Consider the following 15,723-nt stretch of genomic DNA (forward strand, 5'->3'; position numbering starts at 1 on the left):
TTAAACTCCTAACTTCTGAAAAACATTTAAAACACAAGTATCCGAGCGCATTCTGCGTTCGCGCTTTGCTGCATTATTTTTCACGGCACTACCAGCTTCTTGCTGACGTGCGCGTGAAACAAAAGCTGCATCAATCCAGTGTAACCCTGCATTAATAGCAAGTGAGTAAGCATCAGCAGGAATATCATAGTTTGGATTTTCAAGTTTTAATCCACTCCACTTTGGTAAAAATATACAGAGTCTTCCATTCGGAAGAAGAGAATCTGTCAAAGCTACAATAACTTCTTTCAGAAGTTCTAAATATTCAGCGTAATCTTTCGCTGCCGCTAAGTCACCATCAAATAGATGATTCGATTGACCAAAATAAGGAGGGTCGATGAAAATCCAATCAGCTTTGATAGGTAATGGTTTTCGAGCATCATGCTTCTGGATAAAATTCCGACAGGGATGTAGATCGAACAAGTGTATTTCTAAGTCAAAAGCGGAATCTTTCTGCCAGCGATCGCGGTCATCATAAACGCGATTGAACATTCCACTACCAGCCATTGCATCTACAGCTACGCCAGTTTTGGGGGCAAAGTAATACAAAGCGTTTGCATAAATTTCTCCTGGTATTGAACCTGGAAAATCTTCTTCTTTTCGCCACTTAGGATGGCCAAAAGCCCACCAATCAGAAGGTTTAATGATGTCAAGGTTAGCTTGAATGCTGCCATTCTTATGACACCATTCTCGATGAATTTGAGTAGGTGTTGCTGATGACTTTTTTTCAAAAATTTTTGCAGCTTCAATCAGGTATTCACCAGCCCTATCTTTTTGGCGTTGAGCGTATTGAAACAAAGCTGGAGGCGCTTCACGCAAATTTCCTGTATTAATAAAAGCTTTTTCAACGCTTTCGATTGCTTTTCCTTGAATAATATAACCTTTTGCTTGGTTGGGATGTAGTCCTACTAACTCGCACAGTTGTTTCAACTCCAAATTCTGTTTTTTTTCATTGCCAATCTCCTCTAATAAATAGCTTATTTTTGCCCATAACTTGGCTCTGTAAAATGCTCCTCCGGGCTGCCTCTTACTTGCAACTTCCGCACATTTAACAACCTCACTTGAGTCTTCAATTTCAGCTAACACCGCTTCAGCCAAATCATAAAAATCCCTACTATCTACAGCACTGTAGAAGTCGTTAAGAATATGTCTATTAACCTTTTTACTTTTGGAGATATAACCGTTGTTTGTATTATTTTTTTCCTCACTAAAACCTATTTTTTCTATTGTTTCTTTTTTATAACTCAAAGTCATCTCCTACAGTTGCTAATTCAGGTTGTTGATTGTTTACACTATTACCAGTATTATCAGTCCGCATCAACTCAAATGGTGATGGAGCCATTTGTGCCAATACAGTAGCTTTAGACTCGTGCATACTAACAAGTGCATGACCAGTACCCAGTCTCATTGCTTGTGGAGAAAATTCTTTACCCATTGTTTGCGTTGCTGCATCTGCCTCAGCTTTGCTGTTTTGACGCATTACCACTTTTGTATTGAGGTTGTTCATCACGCGGGGCGGTATCTGTGAGGCATTTTGGAGACTGAGGATAATAGAGTGATCCACAGATCGCCCCTCTCGCATGACACGCTCAAATGCACTCGCTAGAGTTCCACTGTGTCGAGAATCATTATCAAAAATTCTATGTGCCTCATCTACCATCTGCACAATACCTACTGAATTTGCCTCTCTTCTTCTGCGGTATTGTTGACAAATTCGCAAGAAGTAGGAAAGGATTAGAGCATAAGATTGTTCGTCCATTTGAGGATGAGAATAATCAAGCACGAGAAGTCTACCACTTTGAACATATTGTTCCAGACTAAAGCACTGCACATTTTCGTTTTGATTACCATTTAAACTACGAGAACGCTGAAGACGACCAGTTGTTTGTCTACCAGTTGACTGCCCTACAGCATCCAGCCAAGGCATTCCACGACGACGGTTTCTAACTTTTCGTAATATTGCGTCTCCTGTCGCTTTGTTAATTTGTTCGCGTGGGTCTACATTTTGAGCCATTCGACGCTCTACATCCTGCAAAATCTCATCAAGTGAATATGATTGGCGATCGCCACTTCTGATCTGCTCCCGCAGTGAATCACCAGCACTGGCAAATCCTTCAAATTGAAGTTGCTCATTAGTTCCTGTAAAGAAAAAGCCTGCTAACATCTCTGGTGAGAAGTCTGATGCGCGAAAGCCAACAACTGCTTGTACGTTACTCGGGTTACACATTCCGTGAAATCCAATGCGAATTAGGTTAGTTACGGGATGTGGTTGTAAACCATATTGTTCAAACCTTGGCCAAAGAGCAGTTACATTTTGGTCAGTGTTTGCTCGATTGACCAATCCATAGTCTGGCTTTGCATCATGGAGTAAAATACATTTGCCAAACTTTAAAGCTTGCTCAATTAGATTAGCTGCGACGTTTGACTTACCTGAACCTGTGCCCCCACTAACCATAATGTGATAATTGAACTTGTTGATATCTATACACAGGGGTACATCGGCTGCATTAAGAAGTTCACCAATGACATTGGAAGGTCCATCGTTACGGCGTTCTATTTGAGGTATTCCAATTACGCTGCTCGTTACTGTGGCATCAAGCCTATTAACAATAGCTCCAGGCAAGGGACGTAAACGAGGTGTGAGTAGTTGTCGCCCATCGTACTCACCTAAAATTTTTATTTCAAAAACCTGCACAGACTCTACAGACTGTACATCTGGATGCGACTGCATTAGGGTTAATCCGTGAAGAATCGTCGGATCGAGCCTGTTGTTATTCACAGTTGAGATATTGCGGTTTGGCTCAACTATCTGTCCAATCCAGTTGTTACCGCTTGACTGACCTCTAGGCAAGGCAATTTGAACATAATCGAACAGAGCAAAGCCTTCCTCAAGGTTAGCCATTGCATGAACGTGAGATAAATCACTGCTTGTGCCGTCGTGCAGAATTATCACTGTACCTTTCCCTGCTAATGGGTTCTATAAAGCTTAGTGTACGATCAAATATTTTCGTAGTCAATATTAAAAATTTTATCCTAAAGTTTCACCACTCCCAGTATGGCTTGTACCCGAAGCGATTTCAAATATACAAATCCCACCAACAGCTCAAATCAATCGTTTTATCAAAGAAAGGCTACCAACGTTGTGATTCCCAGATGATACCATATTGTTGCCGGAAGATTTGAAAGATTTTTTACAGAGGGTTGTAACCAAAATATAAAATCGCCCTGTGTTATCATAGAATACAAAACTTACAGATATTCGCATTGAAATGTTGTATAACCTCAAATTATGCCAACTATTTTACGAGTAGGCCCTTACCGACTTTACTTTTACAGCCATGAACCGAATGAACCACCTCATGTTCACATTGACAGAGACAAATCATCAGTTAAATTTTGGTTGGAGCCAGTCAGTTTGGCAAACAACCTTGGTTTTAGTGCTAAAGAACTTCGGAAAATACAGTCGGTAGTACAAGAAAATCAACAAACTTTATGGGAGGCTTGGTATGGGTATTTTGGCGATTCGAGCGGACGAGAGAGTTAAGGAGATTCATTTTACAGAAGAAACAATTAGTGTTGATTTGATGGATGGACGAACCATTACTGTGCCTTTAATTTGGTATCCCAGATTGTTTAATGCAACGCCCGAGCAAAGGGCAAAATGGGAAATATGCGGAGGAGGCTATGGCATTCACTGGGAAGAAATCGATGAAGACCTCAGTACAGAAGGAATGCTGCGGGGGGCACCGGCTCCGAAGCCTTCTGCTTGAAAATCTACGAGCTAAGAAATACCAAAAAACGCAGATGATTTGGAATCATCTGCGTTCATCGGCGGTTTAATTAAACCCTATTAAACTGAAGCCGGAACCTTATTATCTAAAGGCCGCACTTGACGGAGGAATTCTCGAAGTGCGTCACCTTCCACCACTTCAGTTTCCAACAGCTTCTGCGTAATTGTTTCCAACAATTCTCGATTTGCTTTCAGAATATCCAAAGCTTGCTGGTGTGCAGTTTCGACAATTTCCTTCACTTCTTGGTCGATCGCCTCAGCAGTCTGAGCACTTACCGCACGGCGGGCATTTCCCATACCATCGTTGAGGAACATTGATTGTTGACCTCGATCGTAAGCTAGAGGCCCCAAAACCTTACTCATCCCGTAAGTCGTCACCATCCGTTCAGCCAAATCAGTCGCCCTTTGCAAGTCATTTGAAGCGCCAGTAGTAATGCTACCAAACACGACTTCCTCAGCCGATCGCCCTCCAAGCAGTGTAGCAATTTGACCGCGCAACTCCGATTCATCTAACAAGAAACGGTCTTCAGTCGGTACTTGCAACGTGTAACCCAGTGCAGCCATACCGCGAGGGACGATCGAGATTTTTGACACTTCGCCGCCGCCAGTCATCGCAGCACCCACCATCGCGTGCCCGACTTCGTGGTAAGCCACAATCTTTTTCTCTTTTTCGTTGAGCACCCGACTTTTCTTTTCCAAGCCAGCGACAACGCGCTCAAACGCCTCATAAAAGTCTTCCTGAGCTACAGTTAGGCGCTTGTTGCGGGCCGCCAACAAAGCAGCTTCATTGACCAAATTTGCCAAATCTGCGCCCGAAAAACCGGGGGTGCGAGCGGCGACGGCCTTCAAGTCAATATCCGGGCCCAACTTCACTTTTTGAGAGTGAATGTTCAAAATTTCTTCGCGGCCGGATAAATCCGGGCGATCGACTAAAACTTGGCGATCGAAACGACCGGGGCGCAACAAAGCAGCATCCAAACTTTCCGGGCGGTTAGTTGCAGCCAGCACAATTACCGTAGTATTGCCCGCCGCAAAACCGTCCATTTCAGTTAACAATTGATTGAGAGTTTGTTCGCGTTCATCATTCCCACCGAAGCTAGCGTTACTGCTGCGGGATTTGCCGATCGCATCCAATTCATCAATGAAAATAATACAAGGAGCCTGTTTCTTAGCCTGCTCGAATAAATCTCTAACTCTTGCAGAACCAACACCTACAAACAGTTCCACAAACTCCGAACCGGAGATGCTAAAAAACGGTACGCCAGCTTCACCAGCCACTGCTTTTGCTAGCAGCGTTTTGCCAGTTCCCGGAGGCCCGACTAACAGCACGCCTTTCGGAATTCGCGCGCCTATTGCGGTAAATCTGTCAGGGGTTTTCAGGAATTCAACAACTTCCACTAATTCAGTTTTAGCTTCTTCTACTCCAGCCACATCAGCAAAAGTAATTTTCGCCGATTCGCCTTCTACATAGACCTTAGCTTTGCTTTTGCCGAGCGAGAGCGCACCCTGCGGCCCGCCACCCTGCCTGTTCATGAAAAATTGAAAAATCGCCACAAAAATCAGCGGCGGAACCACCCAGCTTAAAACACTCCCGATCCAGCCATTTTTGGCAGGGGGAGTTGCCGCAAACTCAACGCCTTTTTCTTGCAAAAGTTTAGGCAGTTCCAGGTCAAAAATTGGCGTAGTTGACAGCACTTGACCGGGTTTGTCACCTTCGCCTTTGAGTTGGTAGCGAATTTCATTTTGACCTACCGAAGCTCGGACTACATCTTGTTCTTGAACCTGATGGACGAACAAGCTGTAAGGCACTTGGGGAATTTGGGGGCCGAACAAATTCGGTAAAAAGATGTTTGCCAGCAGAAACAAACTTGAGAGCAATAACAAGACATTGCTAATTTGTCGAAAACGAGGTGGTTGGGGCTGGTCTTTAATGGCCATTGATAACTGTCATCCTTTGATTTAAAGCCGTTTTATTCATCTATTTTCTCATCCAATACCCACACACTGTTAAGCGGATTTCCTCACTTTATCGGGTGGGTTAACCCGCTAGCACGGATTTGCTATTATTAACAATGTTTTTTTTAACTAACTGCGAAGACGCTAAGGACACGAAGGAAGAGAAGAGAAGAGCGTTATAGTATGTAGGGTGCGCCGAAGAACACCGAATATTTATGCAGCTTCTGGGTTTAACTGAATCATTTCCCAAGTGGTATAAGTGCCGATCGCACCCCAAATCGCGTAAGGCAAAAGTAACAAAGCGGCGGTTTGAGAAATCGGCAAAACAGCCAACGCCAGCACAACTCCCAAAATCTCGCCAGCCCCTCCCAAAATTGTTCCTACTTTCAGGCTTTTGGCTCTGAGAGTAGCAGGAATATAAGCAACTGTTACAATTTCTAAAAGTAAGTACAAAGCCATCAGCAGCCATGTTTTAAGGTTCCCTGGTTCCTGTTCCCACACGAAAGTAGCGCTGCCGGCCCCGCAAGCAAAAATTACCGTCCAAATTAACGGAATTGCAGGCTCAAAAAACATCCAATCCGGTCTTTGAAGTTTGACTGCCCAGTTAATATCGCGCAGTTTAAAAAACAGAGTACCCATGGCGACTGAGAAAGTCACGCCGCCGATAATCATCCAAGATTGAATCATGGTTTTCAACTTTCCAATTGCTCGATCGCTCATTAAGTCGATCGTGCCAACTCCCAGCCGAACTTAGATCCGCCTTTAGTAATAACTTTTGTAAAGCCCTATGCAATTATTGCTAACCGCCAGACAAATTCTTAGCAAACTCTTCGCGTCCAGACACCAAATTAGAGGGAACGCCGTTAGGGTAATTTTGCGCGATTAAAGCTTGCAACTTTTGAACTCGGTTTTCAGGGTTTGGGTGAGAACTCAAAAACTCCGGCGGCGCTTCGCCCTTCCTAGCTGCACCGAGAATTTGCATTACCTCAACAATACCTCTCGGATCGTAACCCGCCTCCGTCATAAACCGAAAACCGAGCCGATCGCTCTCAAGTTCATCCGATCTACCGTACCGCAAACCGACCACTTGATTGACAGCTTGAGCAATTAATGCTGCTTGCTGACCCCCACCGCGATCGTCGCTAGTAGCCACCCCAACCGCCGTTACCAAAGCCCTGCCCAACTGCTGTTTTGCCAAGTGTTCCGCAGCGTGGCGCGCCACAACGTGACCGCTTTCGTGCCCGAGTACAGCAGCCAACTGAGCCTCGGAATTGAGCCGTCGCAGCAGCCCTGCAGTAATGAAAACTTGTCCCCCCGGTAAAGCAAAAGCATTCACAGTTTCGGGGTCTCGCAGCAGGTGGAATTCAAACGGATAACCCGCTTGTTTCGCGGCCGAACCGTTGACAACTCGTTCTCCTACTCGATCGACATACTGCTGAATACTCTGACTCGGATAAAGCCCCCCGTACTTAGCGGCCATTTGATCTCGCGCCTGCAATCCCAAAACTATCTCTTGGCGGGGAGAAAGCTGTACCCGCTGTCTCTCTCCAGTTACCGGATTTTGTACGTCGTTTGTAAAATAGGTGATTGCTCCAAAAAATGCCATTAATAGCCCGATCGCAGCTCGAAATAAAAATTTGTTCACAGGCTTTCTACCTAAAAAGTTTAGCGAGTACAATACCAGGCTGACCGCTAACTCGACATCTATCTGAAGTATTAATAATGGAATATTGTTATAGTTTTTTGGAATCATTGGCTAAGAAGGCTTTTTTTAACGAACCGCGTAAGCGCTAGGACACGAAGGAAGAGAAGAAGTGAAGAAGGTTATAGTTATTAAATCGGTTAAATCTGTTGAATCGATTACACAATCAGTTGCCGAACTTCCTTCGCAATATGTTCCAAGCTACACGCCGCCGCCTCGCTATTTGGTACACTGCCGTTACTGCTGTATTGTTACTTGTATTCGCCACTGGTTTCTACTTCTACGTCCGCACTACTTTGATCGATCGCATTGATGACACTCTCAATCATGTTGTAGAAGTAATAGAGCGAACTCTCGTTATCGAACCGCTAACTTTCCCCAATACCACAGAGAAAATTAAATTGCAAGTTAATATTCAAGCGAGTTTTCGAGATAGCACCGATGCAGTAGAAGACGACCACATTGATTTAGAATGGTTCAGTCCTACGGGGGAATTGCTGTGGTCTACATTATCGGAACCGCTGAATATTCCCATTCACGCTAACCGTACCGGCGAAACAGTTTGGATAATTAATAATAAGTTACAGTCCGATCAAAACTATTCCCTCAGACAAGTAACGCAGCGAGTACAAAGCGGCCGCCAAGTTCTGGGATATTTGCGAGTCAGCCATCCTTGGTTTGAAGTGACAAAACCCATCCGCCAATTAATTCTCGATTTGATTTTGGGCGCGAGTTTAACTCTAATTTGCGTTGCAGCTATTGGCTGGCTGCTGTCGGGATTGGCTATGAAACCTGTGCGGGAATCTTACGGGCGTCTCAAACAGTTTACTGCTGATGCTTCTCACGAACTCAGAAATCCGATCGCCACTATTCAAACAAACGTCCAAGTAGCTTTAGCGGAACCGGATATCGAACCGCAGCAGCATCAACAGCTACAAGTTATCGAACGTCTCACGCGCCGTTTGGGGCGCTTGGTTGACGATTTGCTGTTCTTAGCCAGACAAGATAGCGGTATCGTCCAGCAGCAGTGGATTGAGGTTCCTCTCGATGCTTTGCTGATGGAGGTAATTGAAGAACAACAGGCGATCGCCACAACCCAAAATCTCTCTCTTTCTTTGGAAATTGTCGATCTGCCCAACGCTGAGGACAACTTTACACTGTTGGGAGACTGGGATCAACTAGCCCGACTTTTTACCAATCTCGTCAGCAACGCCGTGCAGTACACCCCCTCTGGCGGTCAAATTCAATTAGAATTGGAGGTAGCAGCTAAAAACAAAAGAAATTCGCCGATGTTACATCCAGCGCTGCAAATAAAAGTAACAGACACCGGCATCGGAATTTCCGCAGAAGCCCTGCCGCATTTATTCGATCGATTCTATCGCGCAGATCCCGCCCGCACCCACCGCAGCGCCGCTGGTTCCGGTTTAGGATTAGCTATCGCCAAAGCAATTGTCGAAAATCACCGCGGCCAAATCCGCATTGACAGCCAAGTCGATCGAGGTACCGCCGTTACCGTCACCCTCCCCGCCCACAAATCAGAACAATTCCGCCTTTAAAACTTCCCCTCTTCCTCTCTTCCTCTGCGCCCTCTGCGGTTTAAAAAAAATCTACCCCTCAAACCCTTATTCTTCCTACCTCGCGCCCAAACCCAGCTATTAAAATTCATTTCCGCCATAGATTAACATAAACGTTGTTGGAAAACCTCGATCGAACTTGTGAGGAGTTATTTATGTTTCGCCACAATCTACCGTTAAAAAAAATCAGCTTGCTAACAGCCACCTGCGGAGGTTTACTCGTTAGTCTCGCAACACTTTCCCAAGCCGGCGGCCCACCGCCCCAACAAGGAAAACCCGTTTCGCAACCCGCAGAGACTCCTGCAGCCACTGAAGAACCCGTCAGCGAACCAACTCCGGCTGCAAGTCCCGGTCTGAGGGGGATGCCCTCTACACCCACAGATGTGCCTCCCCGCTTCCCCATGCCCAGTGCGAGAGTTACGCCTGCCGAAGGCATGATAGTAATTAAACTGGTGAATACCACCAATGCTGTCATCAATTATCAAATCGTAGGCGTGACCCAGCCGCGAACTCTGGGCGAACAATCTGAAATTCTGCTTCAAGCCCTCAAAGTGCCAATCACCCTCACTTACCAGCGCCCAGACGGCGGATTGGTGCTGGTTCGCCCCCAAGCAACCGCGATGCCTGGTATGTTGCAAGTCAGTTTCAGCGCGACAACTGAGGTGGCCGCTGATACAAAATCCCTGGAAATTCAGGAAGATGGGAGAGTATTTTTGAATTAGGTTAATTGGTTGACGGTTGACTGTTACCATTCGTCTCAACTTAAGACTAAAACCCATAATAAATATCGTTTATAGTTGAGTTTCGCTCCCCCCTAACCCCCTTATTCAGAGGGGGAAAAGAGTCTTATTACGTTCCCTCTAACTCCCATTAATAAAGGGGGAAGAGCATTAAAAGTCTCCCTTATTAAGGGGGATGCGAGGGGAATCGAAACTTCGACACCAACGAGATATACAAAGGGTTTTAGTATTATGTTGACCCCGATAGACTGTTAGTAATTCCAAATTTCCCATTCCAAATTCCCAGTCAGCCGTCAATCGCCGAGTAACAACGGAGGTAACTTAGTAAAAGGTAAATCCTCGTTGATTGCATCAATTTCTTCCTGTTCTCTTTCGTTGATTTGACCGATATAAGACTTGAGAATTTGGGCCAGACGGTTGTTATAAAATCGGTGCAAACTATAATTTGGCGTAGCTGGAAAGCCGCGCCGTTTTTTGTGCCGCCCGCCGGCACCGGGATCGAAGCTTTGGATGCCCCGATCGATCGCCCATTCGATCGGCGTATAGTAGCAAGCATCGAAGTGCAAGCAGTCGATTTCCTGCAAACTTCCCCAATAACGGCCGTACAGTCGATCGCCCTTATACAAACAAAAAGACATACCCACCGGCTGTCTCTCATCTTCCTTGTCGTAGGCGGCTACAAATAAAACTCGATCGCGATAATTGTGGTGCAACTGTTCAAAAAATCGCTTAGTCAGATACTTGCTTCCCCACCAACCAAATTTGTCGCAAGTATTCTCATAAAAAGCATACATTTGAGCAAACATGGCTTGGGGAATTTCATCGCCAGTCAGCGTTTTTACCAACAAACCAGCTTGATCGACTGCTTTGCGTTCGCGTTTGATATTGCGGCGCTGGTTGGCATTAAATGCGCCTAAATAATTGTCAAAATTTTGATAGCCTTGATTTTGCCAAATATAGCTGTGGTGCAGCCAACTGCTGAAACCGTGGCGTTCCATTCTTTCGCGCCATTCGGGATCGACGTACAGGAAATTGCAACCGGAGATATTGTGGCGATCGCAAAAATGGTCGATCGCGCTTACCATTACTCCCGTTAACTCGTCTTCATCTTCCCCCTCGGCAATCAAAAACCGATAGCCTTCAGCCGGAGTAAACGGCGTCATTCCCATCAATTTCGGATAATATTGAACACCCAAACGTTGAGCTAAATCCGCCCACTGATTGTCGAATACAAATTCGCCGTAACTGTGACTTTTGACATAAAGTGGCGCGCAAGCAATCAACTGTTTGTCTCGCCAGACTGTTAAGTGATGCGGCAGCCAACCGGTTTTACCTGTCGCACTGCCCGATACTTCGAGATTGTTAAGCCAATCCCATTCCAGAAATGGAGTTTTTAGCGGCATCGCCAGGGCATCCCACGACGCTTGCGGGATTTCGCCTATTTTGCTAATCCAGGCTACAGAATATTCAGGTTTTGGCTGTTTCAGCATAGGGAGATTTGAGCGTAGAGCGATCGAACTTCATTTAAGTTAATACAATTCTTCGATCGCTGGGAAAGCTGAATGGCAACTGGTGTCAACTGAACCTTGAAACCTGACAAATCTCGCTTTTGTCCGAAACCCGATCCCCCTAAATCCCCCTTAAGAAGGGGGACTTTGAGCGCCTCCGGTTCCCCCCTTCTTAAGGGGGGCTAGGGGGGATCGGAGGGCTTAATCGTCAAACCCTAGTCTCCGATTACGTTTGAGCTTCAGTTAGTTCGATCGACCCGATAATGCAAAAATACCTCTTGTCCCACCTGTTTAACCGCCAAAAGCTCCAATTTCGGCGCTAAATCCGCCAAAAAACCCTTTCCCTCCACAGGTGTCGGTGCATCCGCGCCGCCCAAAATTAGCGGGCAAACCGTCAGCCAAAGTTCGTCTACCAAGCCTGCAGCAAGCACAGACGCTACCAGTTTCCCCCCGCCCAGAATCGCCAAGCGTTTGATATCAAAGTTTGCTAGCTGTTGAAACGCATCAATCCAATCAATCTCTCCACCTGCGGTTTTCGCATAGATAATTCGATCGAACTTACTGTTTGTCATCGGGTAGGGAAAGGGCAGTGCCGTGTGCCTGCTGTCTTGCCCGGTCAGCAGCCAGCGAGGTACCGGTTGCTGGAAAAATCGCAAGTTGGGGTCAAATTGGGACGATCGCGAACATACAATTTGCACAGGTTGTGGGGGCTTCCCTTGCAGTTCCCTCTGTTTGACCAATTCCGGCGAAATCACTCTCATTGTCGTCCCATAAGCCTGTAAAGTGCCGTTGCCGAACAAAACCGCGTCACTTGCTGCGACTTGCTGTTCGAGGTGGGCTTTGTCGTTGGCAGAACCGAATCTCGCGGGCGATCGTACTGCATCTGCAATTTTACCGTCAGCACTGATCGCGAGTATTACTGTTGCGTGAAGTCCAGTCATTACTTATCAGAATTTCGCAGAACATTTAACTGTAGCAATTCACTACTATTTGTAAAGTTTGTTTTCAACTCGATCGCAGTGGTTTTATTTGACGGATAATGTCAGTTTATTTATTTTGCAACCCCAGCGATCGCCCTACCAAAGTATTTACTTTTCTTTACAAACAGTAGGCCAAAAAACGGCGCGGGAGGTAAAAATTCCCTTGCAGACTTTAAATGCGTCGCGCGATCGACTAAAGTAAAAAAAATGGCTTGATCCGTTTATTCATCGCACAGGAAAAAAAGCTCATGGTTCAACGCGGTTCTACAGTCCGGATTCTCCGCAAAGAATCCTTCTGGTATCAAGAAGTGGGCACCGTTGCTACGGTAGACCAAAGCGGCATTAAATACCCAGTTATCGTTCGCTTTAACACCGTAAATTATGCAGGCGTCAACACCAACAACTTCGCCCAAAGCGAATTAGTGGAAGTATCCGCCCCCAAAGCAAAAGCGAAAACAGCGACTCCAGCAGCTTCCGGCGGCAAACAAACCACGGTGGACGAGAAAACCCGGAAAACCGGCAGCGGAGGAGCCCCCCAGCAGCCGAAAACTTCGACGGACAGCAAGCCCGGCGCCGAAGTGCCCGGCAGCGTCGAAGGTTCGCCAAATCAAGGAACAGAACAGCGCTAATTGTGCCAGAACTGCCAGAAGTTGAAACTATTTGCCGGGGCTTGAATCAAGCAACCCTCGATCGAGAAATTTTGGACGGGGACGTGTTGCTAAACAGCACGATCGCCCGCTCAATCTCTGCGACCGATTTTTTGACACAACTCAAAGGAAAGTCGATCGCCCGCTGGTACAGGCGCGGCAAATATCTACTGGCAGAACTATCTCAATTCCCCGAAGGAGAAAGGGAGAGGGGGAGAGGGGGAGAGGGGGAGAGGGGGAGAGTGGGAGAATTTGTTGCCCAAACTCCAAGTTCTTCCCGAACGCCTTCTTTCTACCCCTCCCTTTTGCCTTCAAAAGCCGGCTGGTTGGGCGTTCACCTCCGGATGACCGGGCAACTGCTGTGGGTGAACAGATCCGAACCCCTGCAAAAACACGCGCGAGTGCGGCTGTTTTTTGAAGGAAACCAAGAATTGCGGTTTGTAGACCAGCGCACCTTCGGGCAAATGTGGTACGTGCCCGCAGAAACCGAGGTTTCCAGCACAGTCATCGGTCTGAAACTCTTAGGCCCCGAACCGTTTTCCGACGAGTTTACAACAGAATATTTGGCCCGCAAGCTGCACCGGCGGGCGCGACCCATAAAAACAGCTTTGCTAGACCAGTCACTGATAGCTGGTTTGGGCAATATTTACGCAGACGAAACTTTGTTTTTGTCGGGAGTGATGCCCACAACTCTGTGCGCGGATTTGACCGCAGAGCAAATTGGGCGCATCCATACAGCTATTATTCAAGTTTTACAGAAGGCGATCGAATCCGGCGGCACGACTTTTAGCAATTTTCTCAACGTCCAAGGTGTCAACGGCAACTACGGCGGCGTCGCTTGGGTGTACAATCGCGCCGGTCAACCCTGTCGCACTTGCTCCACAACCATCGAACGTATAAAATTAGCAGGGCGATCGACTCATTTTTGCCCCATTTGTCAGACATAGGAAGCAGTCAATGGATTTTAGGCTTTAGATTTTAGATTTTAGATTTACCCCACGCATCGCACCCCTTTATTCCTTAGTCCGCGTAGGCGGACTTCGTTTATTTAGTAGCGATTTCAATCGCAGAGTGAGTTTCAAGCCAAATCTAGATTAAAATTTGTATAGTTTTTTAAACTAAACAAAGCAAGTTATGGCAATCAAGAAAGGCAGTATAGTTCGCGCTGTACGCGAAAAATTGGAAAACAGTCTAGAAGCCAAAGCCAGCGACCAGCGCTTTTCCTCGTATATATTTGAAACAAAGGGCGAAGTGATGGATGTTCGCGGCGACTATGCCTTCGTCAAATTTGGCAAAGTACCCACCCCCAATATTTGGCTGCGGGTAGATCAACTCGAAGATTTTAACTAACTCACCAAAACTAAACATCACTGTTCTTAATGTAGCGAAGGGTGCACACCGCGCACCTTTCCCCAATTAAGTTCATTGCTAAAATCTAAAATCTAAAATCTAAAATCCAATGAATTCTCCATCAAACCGCGTATCAATTATTGGTGCAGGCAAAGTCGGCAGTACGTTAGCCCAGCGAATTGCTGAGAAAAATCTAGCAGATGTAGTATTGCTAGATATTGTGGAGGGTTGGCCGCAGGGCGTTGCTTTGGATTTGATGGAAGCCAGGGGAGTGGAACGCCACGATCGCCAAATTGTCGGTACAAATGATTATACAGATACAGCAAACTCAAATATCATAGTAATTGCCGCCGGAGTTCCGCGCAAACCCGGTATTAATCGGGAAGATTTAATTAAAATTAATGCTCGAATTGTCACGGAAGCATCAAAACAGGCGATCGAGCATTCTCCGGAAGCAATCTTAATCGTAATCACAAATCCCCTAGATATCATGACTTATTTAGCGTGGGAAGCTGTGGATTTGCCCAAACACCGAGTCATGGGTATGGGTGGAGTTCTCGACTCCGCCCGCTTTCAAACTTTTATTGCAATGGAATTGGGCGTTTCCAATGCTGAAATTAATGCAACTGTCATCGGTTCTCATGGCGATTTGATGGTTCCTTTGCCACGCTATTCTACTGTCAACGGTATTCCCATCAATCAACTTATGGATGCTGAGGCGATCGATCGACTCGTACAGCGAACTCGCCACGGTGGTGCAGAAATTGTAGAATTGATGAAGACTGGTAGTGCTTATTTTGCACCCGCATCTTCTGTCTGTTTGATGGTAGAATCTATTTTATTTAATCAGTCGCGACTGTTGCCTTGCTGCGTTTATTTGCACGGCGAATATGGTGTGCAAGATATCTTTTTAGGAGTGCCCTGCCGCTTGGGATATCAGGGAGTCGAACAATTAGTGGAACTTGAACTCAGCGATATCGAAAGAGCCGCTTTTATCGATTCGGGCAAATTGGTTGCCCAAAATATTGAGGAAGCCAGGGCAATACTGAAAAAGGCTTATTAAGTTTGTAGCAGTTGGTCGAACATAGCATCCTGCTCGCCACTTCAATATAATAATAATTTATACTGAGTATGACAGGGCGATCGCTCTGTCGGAAGTAGGCTTCTCGGATTTCAACCGCGCTTTGATAAAAAATATCATTGCTCATGCTTGTTATGCTGTATTTCCAACCCAGAAAAATGAGCTGCAAGGAACCGATCAATAAACATAAAATTTACTCTGAAAAATTTGGTAAAAACGCAAAAAATGGCAAAAGCAGTTGAACTTTATCTGCGCGACAATACATCAGAGTTTATCTAGAAATTCTGGGGGGGTAACAACCAGCCTGAAACCCAGAGGTGGTGAGGATTGAGCCAATGTGTGGTAAAAAAAGATAG

16 protein-coding genes are annotated in these 15,723 nt (G+C 46.0%); 9 read left to right on the top strand and 7 right to left on the bottom strand.

Going from position 1 to position 15,723, the window contains the following annotated elements:
- A complete protein-coding gene (locus QUA33_RS23290) occupies window positions 1–1,287 on the bottom strand; it encodes a hypothetical protein (RefSeq protein ID WP_333151557.1) in 1,287 nt (428 codons plus the stop codon).
- Window positions 1,277–2,992 carry an ATP-binding protein gene (locus QUA33_RS23295; protein ID WP_333151559.1) on the bottom strand — a complete coding sequence of 572 codons (1,716 nt, stop codon included), beginning with the start codon at window positions 2,990–2,992 and terminating at the stop codon, window positions 1,277–1,279. The genes QUA33_RS23290 and QUA33_RS23295 overlap by 11 nt, the downstream gene beginning before the upstream one ends.
- 336 nt (window positions 2,993–3,328) lie before the next feature.
- Between QUA33_RS23295 and QUA33_RS23300 the strand changes: the two genes are divergently transcribed.
- Window positions 3,329–3,583 (top strand): DUF4160 domain-containing protein, encoded by a 255-nt coding sequence (locus QUA33_RS23300; RefSeq protein ID WP_333151561.1) that lies wholly within the window; start codon window positions 3,329–3,331, stop codon window positions 3,581–3,583.
- The gene (locus QUA33_RS23305) at window positions 3,546–3,809 is read left to right on the top strand and encodes a DUF2442 domain-containing protein (RefSeq protein ID WP_333151563.1); all 264 of its coding nucleotides are present in this window, start codon (window positions 3,546–3,548) and stop codon (window positions 3,807–3,809) included. Before QUA33_RS23300 ends, QUA33_RS23305 begins: the two co-directional genes overlap by 38 nt.
- Window positions 3,810–3,889: 80 nt before the next feature.
- Here QUA33_RS23305 and ftsH4 read toward each other — a convergent pair whose 3' ends face one another.
- The 3 genes from ftsH4 to QUA33_RS23320 form a co-directional block, all read right to left on the bottom strand.
- Window positions 3,890–5,767: an ATP-dependent zinc metalloprotease FtsH4 gene (ftsH4, locus tag QUA33_RS23310; RefSeq protein WP_333151565.1), complete on the bottom strand. Its 1,878-nt coding sequence runs from the start codon at window positions 5,765–5,767 to the stop codon at window positions 3,890–3,892.
- Window positions 5,768–5,998: 231 nt separating this feature from the next.
- Window positions 5,999–6,505: a tryptophan-rich sensory protein gene (locus QUA33_RS23315; protein WP_333151567.1), complete on the bottom strand. Its 507-nt coding sequence runs from the start codon at window positions 6,503–6,505 to the stop codon at window positions 5,999–6,001.
- 79 nt (window positions 6,506–6,584) lie between these two features.
- Window positions 6,585–7,430, bottom strand: a complete 846-nt coding sequence (locus QUA33_RS23320) for a M48 family metallopeptidase (RefSeq protein ID WP_333151568.1) — start codon at window positions 7,428–7,430, stop codon at window positions 6,585–6,587.
- 248 nt (window positions 7,431–7,678) lie between these two features.
- Between QUA33_RS23320 and QUA33_RS23325 the strand changes: the two genes are divergently transcribed.
- Window positions 7,679–9,043 (top strand): ATP-binding protein, encoded by a 1,365-nt coding sequence (locus QUA33_RS23325; RefSeq protein WP_333151570.1) that lies wholly within the window; start codon window positions 7,679–7,681, stop codon window positions 9,041–9,043.
- Window positions 9,044–9,216: 173 nt separating this feature from the next.
- Window positions 9,217–9,783 carry a hypothetical protein gene (locus QUA33_RS23330; protein WP_333151572.1) on the top strand — a complete coding sequence of 189 codons (567 nt, stop codon included), beginning with the start codon at window positions 9,217–9,219 and terminating at the stop codon, window positions 9,781–9,783.
- Window positions 9,784–10,094: 311 nt separating this feature from the next.
- Here QUA33_RS23330 and QUA33_RS23335 read toward each other — a convergent pair whose 3' ends face one another.
- Window positions 10,095–11,291, bottom strand: a complete 1,197-nt coding sequence (locus tag QUA33_RS23335; protein ID WP_333069006.1) for a GNAT family N-acetyltransferase — start codon at window positions 11,289–11,291, stop codon at window positions 10,095–10,097.
- A 257-nt stretch (window positions 11,292–11,548) separates the two neighbouring features.
- A complete protein-coding gene (locus QUA33_RS23340; RefSeq protein WP_333151574.1) occupies window positions 11,549–12,250 on the bottom strand; it encodes a dihydrofolate reductase family protein in 702 nt (233 codons plus the stop codon).
- 88 nt (window positions 12,251–12,338) lie between these two features.
- Here QUA33_RS23340 and QUA33_RS23345 point away from each other — a divergent pair, with 88 nt between their 5' ends.
- The 5 genes from QUA33_RS23345 (at window position 12,339) to mdh (ending at window position 15,349) form a co-directional block, all read left to right on the top strand.
- On the top strand, window positions 12,339–12,491 hold the full coding sequence (locus QUA33_RS23345; protein ID WP_333151576.1) for a hypothetical protein: 153 nt from the start codon (window positions 12,339–12,341) through the stop codon (window positions 12,489–12,491).
- 46 nt (window positions 12,492–12,537) lie between these two features.
- Window positions 12,538–12,918, top strand: coding sequence for a photosystem I reaction center subunit IV (locus QUA33_RS23350; RefSeq protein ID WP_333151578.1), 381 nt, complete (start codon window positions 12,538–12,540; stop codon window positions 12,916–12,918).
- Window positions 12,919–12,920: 2 nt separating this feature from the next.
- Entirely contained in the window at window positions 12,921–13,883 is a 963-nt protein-coding gene (locus QUA33_RS23355) for a DNA-formamidopyrimidine glycosylase (RefSeq protein WP_333151580.1), read from the top strand.
- A 187-nt stretch (window positions 13,884–14,070) separates the two neighbouring features.
- The gene (locus QUA33_RS23360) at window positions 14,071–14,286 is read left to right on the top strand and encodes an NAD(P)H-quinone oxidoreductase subunit O (protein ID WP_006635201.1); all 216 of its coding nucleotides are present in this window, start codon (window positions 14,071–14,073) and stop codon (window positions 14,284–14,286) included.
- Window positions 14,287–14,395: 109 nt separating this feature from the next.
- Window positions 14,396–15,349, top strand: a complete 954-nt coding sequence (mdh, locus tag QUA33_RS23365) for a malate dehydrogenase (protein ID WP_333151581.1) — start codon at window positions 14,396–14,398, stop codon at window positions 15,347–15,349.
- The last annotated feature ends 374 nt before the right edge of the window (window positions 15,350–15,723 follow it).

Origin of the sequence: Microcoleus sp. Pol14D4 (genome assembly GCF_036701245.1) — a bacterium.
Classification (GTDB): domain Bacteria; phylum Cyanobacteriota; class Cyanobacteriia; order Cyanobacteriales; family Microcoleaceae; genus Microcoleus.

Excerpts from the sequence above, each read along its gene's own strand:
- QUA33_RS23350 (WP_333151578.1), top strand. The coding sequence starts at position 12,538 with ATGGTTCAACGCGGTTCTACAGTCCGGATTCTCCGCAAAGAATCCTTC.
- QUA33_RS23325 (WP_333151570.1), top strand. The coding sequence starts at position 7,679 with ATGTTCCAAGCTACACGCCGCCGCCTCGCTATTTGGTACACTGCCGTT.
- ftsH4 (WP_333151565.1), bottom strand. The coding sequence starts at position 5,767 with ATGGCCATTAAAGACCAGCCCCAACCACCTCGTTTTCGACAAATTAGC.
- QUA33_RS23335 (WP_333069006.1), bottom strand. The coding sequence starts at position 11,291 with ATGCTGAAACAGCCAAAACCTGAATATTCTGTAGCCTGGATTAGCAAA.
- QUA33_RS23330 (WP_333151572.1), top strand. The coding sequence starts at position 9,217 with ATGTTTCGCCACAATCTACCGTTAAAAAAAATCAGCTTGCTAACAGCC.
- QUA33_RS23305 (WP_333151563.1), top strand. The coding sequence starts at position 3,546 with ATGGGTATTTTGGCGATTCGAGCGGACGAGAGAGTTAAGGAGATTCAT.
- QUA33_RS23360 (WP_006635201.1), top strand. The coding sequence starts at position 14,071 with ATGGCAATCAAGAAAGGCAGTATAGTTCGCGCTGTACGCGAAAAATTG.
- QUA33_RS23315 (WP_333151567.1), bottom strand. The coding sequence starts at position 6,505 with ATGAGCGATCGAGCAATTGGAAAGTTGAAAACCATGATTCAATCTTGG.
- QUA33_RS23340 (WP_333151574.1), bottom strand. The coding sequence starts at position 12,250 with ATGACTGGACTTCACGCAACAGTAATACTCGCGATCAGTGCTGACGGT.
- QUA33_RS23300 (WP_333151561.1), top strand. The coding sequence starts at position 3,329 with ATGCCAACTATTTTACGAGTAGGCCCTTACCGACTTTACTTTTACAGC.
- mdh (WP_333151581.1), top strand. The coding sequence starts at position 14,396 with ATGAATTCTCCATCAAACCGCGTATCAATTATTGGTGCAGGCAAAGTC.